Source organism: Rhizobium sp. YJ-22 (genome assembly GCF_029601685.1).
Lineage (GTDB): Bacteria > Pseudomonadota > Alphaproteobacteria > Rhizobiales > Rhizobiaceae > Metarhizobium.
In genome coordinates this window covers 1-6,718 of record NZ_JARRIR010000022.1, presented here as the reverse complement: position 1 = coordinate 6,718, position 6,718 = coordinate 1, and the positions used below count along the sequence as shown (strand labels likewise).

Genomic DNA, 6,718 nt, shown 5'->3' with positions numbered 1-6,718 from the left:
ACGAACGGAGGCCGGAAAGCAGGGTGAGGGGCTGTGCTGACGCACTAGGGTGAGGTCTCGATGGAAAAGGCCTGAAGTCACCCTTCCTACATTGACAGCACGTACGACCGGTTTCAGCTCTCATTCGTCTGTAGGTGTTTCGGTTGTAGATGACTTGCGACCTGGTGGGCGACCAGGCGGACGGCCTCTCCTGCTGGCTCTCGCAGCTTTTCGGTTCAATCGTTGGCGTTCAGCCTCAGCTTGCGCTTCAGCCTCCGCTTCCGCTTTCTGTCGAGCCTCAAGAACATCGCTTGGCGTCAATTGGCCAACTATGCCAATCAAACTGCGTATGGTGTCGTGGGGGAGGTCATGAATAAGTCTGAACAATTCAACCCGATCATCGGCCTCTTGAGGATCTTTGCCGTAAAGATGAGGTGCCGCAGCATGAATCATCTGCATTGGCAGGAAACCAAGGAGCTCGGAAAGGTGGATCATTCGTGATACGGTGAGGCGCGAAATGTTCAGTTCATAGCGGCTATAAACCACTCGTGCGAGACCAGCCAAGGTCGCGAAATCACTCTGGGTCAAACCAGTTTTCGCACGTTCGTCTAAGAGGAATGCGGAAAGCTTTGCGTCGATCTCCCCGAAGCTGACAATACCGTCGAAGCCCTCCTGGCGGTACAAGGGTCTCTGGAAATCTGGATCTGTGGTCTCAACCAGTTCCCTTGAATTGATATAGTCGGATAGATTCCGCACCGTCGGTATTCCCTCAGTCCCCAAATCCGCCAGTGGCAGATATCACGCACCATAACGTGCCATTAAGGCACTGTCATCCTGCGCGCCAGTCACACAAACCTAACAATATTGGGGGGAATGATCTGTAACATTGCTCTCCTAGGATCGAAATGCGCAACTCAGAGGCGCGTTGTGCCTCGAGTCAAGTTTGACTGCGAGCATTCCTGTTCACCGCCTTCGCAGCAATCAGATTCCAGCTTCGGGCATTGGGTTGAAAAATGCCTTCGAGGATCCTCTCCTCGCTGACCCAACTCAACTTCACGCGCATTTCGCAAGCTAGGGAGAACTGGTCGATGCTGATGCATCTTGTGATCCGGATCTCAGACTTCGGTCCGTGTTCCTCGAAGTCCCACATTGCAAACCGGAACAGCTCGCGTTTGGCGCGATCGTCCGTTGGCCAGTCGGTTTGCTTGAAAGGCTCCGGTGGAGCGGCGCCGACACTGAGTAAAGTTCTCTTTATGGCGGGAATATCGATCCCGACCTTCTCCGTCGCTTCAGGGTTGATCACAAATCCAAGGGTTGCGCCTAGCGCCACCCCGCCCAGGAAACGAAGGTCGAGGATCAATAACCATTATCCTTCAGAAACTGGTCGATCGCGGCCTTGACGATCACCGTCATTTTCAAGTCGTTTTCAGAGGCTGCTCGCTCCAGACGTTTCTTAGTATCGTAATCAAGGGGGCAGTTGACGAAGTGTTTGCTCTCCCGCGCTTTATTCTGCTTCAGCTCCTGCAGTCGTATTCTGGATGCCTCACGCTCTAACGATCTGCTCGTCGCTCTCTCCCGGCGAGCTTCCGGTGATGGCAGAATCAAGCTCGACCGTTGTGGCACTTGAACGTCAGGGACCTTCGCGGGAGCTTCTTCGATAGCAACCTGGTCTGGATGATCGCTGGCCACCAAGTTTTCTGCTTCGTTGTCTATAGCCGGCTGCGACATTGAATAGGGCACATTCCCCCGTGACCGTCGCGGTGCAACGGGAAAATCAGATATACTGGAAGTCCCTTTAGCCATCTTACGCCCTCTTTTCCTCGTTTGTCAGGAAACGTTCAATTTCTTGCATCATGCCCATAACCTCACTCCGGGCCTTTCTGACCGAGTCGCTGAGCTCAAGCATTTGCAGTGTCCCATATCCCAGTCTGATGTCCCGATAGGGGTTTCGCTCATACAGCTCGGTATCAAGGAGGTGTGAATCATATCCCTGCTCTTGCAGGTTTGCGATGAAGGGGCGGATCAGGCGGTAAGCTTCCAGTGAGCGGCCGGGGAGAGTGATCCGGGTTCTGAAGTTGAGATGTGGAATGTTTCGCCCGGTACGATCGCAGGTGTCAGCCACGTCCATTGCTGCCTGGCCGGCAGCAAGGATCTCGTCTTGGTTTGGCTGGATCGGGGTCATAACGATGTCCGAGCCGGCGATGATCGTGTCCCGTAGCACGGTGTCTTGCCCAGGGGAGTCTATCAACACGACGTCAAACCCGGCGGTTTCGTTCTCCAGAATATGCTGAAGTGATGCGTTAGTTACCGCCGTTCGAAGCTCAATGCCGTCTGGCCTGTTGTCCTTCGCCTCTGAACGGGACCACCACTCATTCAGGTTTTGTCGTCCGTCTGCATCAACCAAAAGCACTTGCTTACCTTGAAGCGCATATTCCCCGGCGATCAGGATTACGGCGGTCGTCTTCCCCGCGCCACCCTTGCCGCTTACCAGCGACATGCAAATTGCCATTTCACGATCCACTTCCTGTCTAAGACTTCAACCCGTCCCCTAGCGGTCCGACGTGTGTTCGATCGGAACATCAGTATCGTCGTTAAGATCTTCACATCGAAGAGAACCTACCATGTGAAAACACGCGGGTTAAGATCAAAACGCGCGTGTGATCACACGCTGTTAGACATCAATAAAGCCACACGAGTTGGTCGTGTGGCTTTTACAACTGTCTGGGTCGAGTGGTGAACCCCGGAGCCGCGTGAGGCCGTCTTTGGCGCTCGCACGGAGGGCGCAAGGGCGAAGAGCGAAGCGTCCCTTTCGCCTGAGTACGAGGGACAGACGAAGGCCTTCAGAAGCGGTTTTGGCGGTGAACCCTGGTGAGCGTTCCAACGGAAAGAGTGCGAAGCGAAGCGGAGCCAGTCGAGAGGTGAAATTTGATTGAAATTATGGAGTAGTGCTTTTGGTTATGGGTGGCAGGATACGCAAAAATGTTTTACATTTTGCATTACGATCGTGGGACAAGCCCACGATGAGGGTCGCAAAGCTCCAGGAAGGCCGAGTTGATTGATGAGCGAGGACACAATCGAAGTGCCGACAGCCAAGCAACGCAAGGGGCGTCTAATCAACGTCCGCGTCAGCGATGCAGAGCATTCGGCAATCGAAGAAGCGGCAAAGTCGGCCGGTATGAGTGTGTCTGCTTTTTTCCGTTCGCTGCTCCTCGAGGGGGCTGGCGTTCGACCCCTTCTGACTGCGGAAGACAGGTTGATCATGGCCGCGTTGCTCGAAGACATGCGGATGATCGGCATCAATTTGAATCAGGTAGCCCGCTCCCTGAATGCAGGAAAGGGTGTCCATCCCTCAGAGCTGGACATCAACCTTGGCAACGTCCAGCGGATTCAGGCGGCTGTAATGAGTGAGCTGCGGACACTTTCGCGCCGTGCCGGGCATGAGCGCCGAGGCGAGGTGTAGGCCGTGGAGTTCTTTTTCGGCACTTTCACAAGCGAATGGGAGCAAAGGCGCGCGGCGCTATTGCACGAAATGACGCTCGGCGGCCGTGGGAGGGCTGTCGAGGAAGAGCTTGAGAAGAGACTGAAGAATCTGCAGCATCAGGTTGGGATGTCTAAAGGCGGGTCGGGATCTAGGGGAGGGGTGAGAACTTCGGCATTCAATGTGTCATCGCCTTCGAGGACGATGGCTGCCGGTTCGGGTGCTATGCGATCAATGGACGTTCGTCTTGCGAGCGTTGCCAAAGGGAGCCAGCCAGCAGTTGTCAAACTGGCTTCCTACGGTGGTGGCGCCCGCGTCGGCTCGATGCTCAACTATGTTTCCAGAGGGGGGGAGCTGAAGGTTGAGAACGAGAACGGCGAGACGTTGCGTGGCCGTGAGGAGCTGGCGCGTCTCCGTGGCGATTGGGATCACCTTTTCCAAAACAGGACCGAGAGCCGCGATATCGGCGGGTTTAGCGTCGAGGTGAGCGTTTCCGGCGGCTCGAACTCGCATGAGCAGGTACGGGACATTCTCAGCAGTGGCTTTGGTGATCGACGCTACGCTTACTCTGTCGAAACCCGAAACGACGGATCGCTGAAGGTCGAAGGCTATGTTGTGTTGCGCAGCGGGCAGGGCGAGCGGCTGACGGCTGACGCGAAGGCGGCCGCCATCGTTCAGGAGCGTTTCAACGCCAGCGCCGTTGCGAAAGAGGCCCCCGCAGCTTTCTCGTTCACAGGCTATGGCAATGGCGTGGAATATGGCGCTGCCAAGTTGCGAGACTTGATCGCGCAGCGGAACGACGTTCGAGACGATCAGGGACGTTCGATTGCCGATGACAAGGCTGCGGGCGACCTGGTGCAAAAGGAATGGCGGGATGAGCTGCACAGCCGCAAGAGCCGTGACGTGATGCACGTGATCATGTCGGCCCGTGCCGGCACGGATGCTGTCGCGTTCGAAGGAGCTGTTCGCGACTTCCTGGCTCAGCAGTTTGCGGGCCATCGTTACGTTTTCGCTATGCACGATCCGGAGAACGATCCGAAAGAAGCAGGGGAGGGGGGCAAGCGGCCGCATGTTCATGCCCATGCCATCGTTACTATGCGTTCGGAATCGGGCGACCGGATCGAGACGACTCCGGCCACCTTCCGGCAATGGCGTGAGGTCATGGCCGAGAAGGCGCGTGACCACGGCATCAATATGGAAATGACCGATCGGCGAGAGTTCGCCACGCCGCCAGCTTTCACGCGAAATCAGGTTCGCGCCGTCAAGCATGACGGTCGAACCGAGCATGTCGGCACCAGCGATCCGGCGCAGGCGCGATATGACGCAAAGCGAGCTGGTCGGCGCGTGGTGGCGACGAGCCAGAGAAGCCGCCAGTACATCCTAAAAGCGCAGGAGACCTGGCAGAAGATTGCAGTTAACGCCGGCGACACAGTGGTTGCGGCCTACGCCGCTCAGCATCGCTCCTATCTGGAAAACGGCCTTGCCCAAACGGATCAATCGCCTGCTGGTGCAGTCATTCATGCAGATTTCGGCGGTGATTACCGCTCCAATATGGTAGCAATCAGAGACATGTTGTCGGAGGCAAAGGACATGCGCGAGCAGACACGCCCAGAGTTCGAAGCGTACGAGAAGACGGTTGAAACGGCTCTATTCAACCTTCAGCGCAGCGCTGGTCCAGAGGACCGGTCAGGCTTCGAAGAGGTTTCCTCCCTCGCTCGCGAGATCGTCGATCTGCGCAGGCAGATGCTCGAAATGAAGGAGCGTGGGCTTGATGAGCAGGATGGTCGAAACGCTGCTGGCGACGTCTCCAGAGAAAGTGGTGCCGCGCCGGAAAGAACGGCATCTGAGGTGCAAGAGCAGACGAATGCTAACCTCCAGTGGGAGGCAGCTGTTGCCAAGCATGGAGAGGCTGTCGTTGAGGCTGGTAACGATGCGATGGCAAATGTGGAACACTATCGCTCCGGCCTCGCCCATATCGAAGCTGGCGAGCTCGGAGACGAAAACCGGGAGCAGTATGAGAAGGGCCTTGAGGCTTCGCTTCATCATGCAGCTCAACTCGCCGCTACCGGAAACGGCTATCTCCGGGATGTTGCCAACGAACATCCGGAACTGCGCGCGGAGATCGAGACCATTGAACGCAATGAAGAGCGTGGGGACGAAAACAAGTCAAACAAGCAGCCGATAACAGCGGATACTGCCGACGATCGCCAACGCGATCTCAGGGTGGATCTGGAAGAGGAACGTCCGATCGGGCAAGCGGAGCGTGAGGCTCACCAGCTCGCTGAGACGGTGGACGCTACTCAGAGGCAGCAAGATCGTGTAAACAGAGACAGGGAAGCGGCCAAGCAGGGCGGCGAGACCACGCGGACTGATCCCGCGCAACAGCACATTCCTCGTCTCGAGGAGTTGGAGCGTGAACAGGTTGAACAGAGGGAGCGTAATCGGGACGACCGTGATCGCTAAAGTGTCATGCAGGACGGTAATCAGAACACCTACCTGGTGGAAGTAAACGACCCCAAGTCTGCCGACATCGTCGGCAAGATGATGGTGTGGGGTATGGTCTCCGTTGGGATCCTCGCGATCCTGATCAAGGTCTACGGGACCGTGATCGGCTGGTATCATGCTTCTGTGGCTTGGCTAACAGAGGCGGGTCATTACGCAGCCAGCTTCTGGCCCTTCTGAACCTGAATTAGCGGCCGGCCTGTTCCATGATTGGATCAGGAACGGTCGCTGCGAATAGCTCTTCCAAGCTCTTCCTCTTGCGCGGTGATTTGCCTTCGGCTTCCCGTTCGACGACCTCCCTAAGGCGACTAACCCGATCATTGTGCGCTTTTTCGATGTCGTTCTCTGAGATAGGTGTTGTGCGCTTTTCGGGAGCGGGCACAGCTGCCTTTGCAGGTTCCGCAGTGCCCCCGGCGCTGACCTTCTTGTTGGCCAAGGCGGATGGATTCACAACGCGAGCGGGCGAGGTGGATGGCGCTGGCTCTTTCGGAGCCTCCTCCTGGACAGGCGCCCGCGGCTCCTCCGCTTTCGCCTCAGTCACAGGCTTTGTCGCTTCCGCTTGTTCAGCCTGTTCCTGGCCTGCATTGGCATAGGCTGGCGTGGTCGCTGGAACAGGTTTAGGTGGCAGGTAATCGACAGTTGGAACGGTCGGTATGTGCGTCTGAGAATAGGCCTCCGCCTCGTATCCATCCGGCGAAGGCCGCGGGGCTTATGATTTCGGCTCGTCTGCCATGATGCGTTTGATGACTTCCGGGTCAC

8 protein-coding genes are annotated in these 6,718 nt (G+C 56.8%); 3 read left to right on the top strand and 5 right to left on the bottom strand.

What is annotated here, in order from left to right; genetic code table 11:
• Positions 1–120 precede the first annotated feature (120 nt).
• From P7F60_RS27970 to P7F60_RS27955, 4 genes are all read right to left on the bottom strand, one after another.
• Positions 121–735: a helix-turn-helix transcriptional regulator gene (locus P7F60_RS27970; RefSeq protein WP_227705943.1), complete on the bottom strand. Its 615-nt coding sequence runs from the start codon at positions 733–735 to the stop codon at positions 121–123.
• Between the two features lie 181 nt (positions 736–916).
• Positions 917–1,339: a hypothetical protein gene (locus tag P7F60_RS27965; RefSeq protein WP_052114301.1), complete on the bottom strand. Its 423-nt coding sequence runs from the start codon at positions 1,337–1,339 to the stop codon at positions 917–919.
• Positions 1,336–1,707, bottom strand: a complete 372-nt coding sequence (locus tag P7F60_RS27960; protein ID WP_052642551.1) for a hypothetical protein — start codon at positions 1,705–1,707, stop codon at positions 1,336–1,338. The genes P7F60_RS27965 and P7F60_RS27960 overlap by 4 nt, the downstream gene beginning before the upstream one ends.
• Positions 1,708–1,783: 76 nt before the next feature.
• The gene (locus P7F60_RS27955) at positions 1,784–2,488 is read right to left on the bottom strand and encodes a ParA family protein (RefSeq protein WP_081950741.1); all 705 of its coding nucleotides are present in this window, start codon (positions 2,486–2,488) and stop codon (positions 1,784–1,786) included.
• A 549-nt stretch (positions 2,489–3,037) separates the two neighbouring features.
• Here P7F60_RS27955 and P7F60_RS27950 point away from each other — a divergent pair.
• From P7F60_RS27950 to P7F60_RS27940, 3 genes are read left to right on the top strand one after another with little or no spacing between them, the layout of a single operon-like run.
• Entirely contained in the window at positions 3,038–3,439 is a 402-nt protein-coding gene (locus P7F60_RS27950) for a DUF6290 family protein (RefSeq protein WP_052114300.1), read from the top strand.
• Between the two features lie 3 nt (positions 3,440–3,442).
• Positions 3,443–5,920 carry a conjugal transfer protein TraA gene (locus P7F60_RS27945; RefSeq protein WP_277920877.1) on the top strand — a complete coding sequence of 826 codons (2,478 nt, stop codon included), beginning with the start codon at positions 3,443–3,445 and terminating at the stop codon, positions 5,918–5,920.
• Between the two features lie 6 nt (positions 5,921–5,926).
• The gene (locus P7F60_RS27940) at positions 5,927–6,139 is read left to right on the top strand and encodes a hypothetical protein (protein WP_037093768.1); all 213 of its coding nucleotides are present in this window, start codon (positions 5,927–5,929) and stop codon (positions 6,137–6,139) included.
• A gap of 7 nt (positions 6,140–6,146) precedes the next feature.
• On the opposite strand, the gene P7F60_RS27935 is transcribed toward P7F60_RS27940, so the two are convergent.
• Positions 6,147–6,395, bottom strand: coding sequence for a hypothetical protein (locus P7F60_RS27935; protein WP_277920876.1), 249 nt, complete (start codon positions 6,393–6,395; stop codon positions 6,147–6,149).
• Positions 6,396–6,718 lie beyond the last annotated feature (323 nt).

Excerpts from the sequence above, each read along its gene's own strand:
- P7F60_RS27960 (WP_052642551.1), bottom strand. The coding sequence starts at position 1,707 with ATGTCGCAGCCGGCTATAGACAACGAAGCAGAAAACTTGGTGGCCAGC.
- P7F60_RS27955 (WP_081950741.1), bottom strand. The coding sequence starts at position 2,488 with ATGGCAATTTGCATGTCGCTGGTAAGCGGCAAGGGTGGCGCGGGGAAG.
- P7F60_RS27950 (WP_052114300.1), top strand. The coding sequence starts at position 3,038 with ATGAGCGAGGACACAATCGAAGTGCCGACAGCCAAGCAACGCAAGGGG.
- P7F60_RS27940 (WP_037093768.1), top strand. The coding sequence starts at position 5,927 with ATGCAGGACGGTAATCAGAACACCTACCTGGTGGAAGTAAACGACCCC.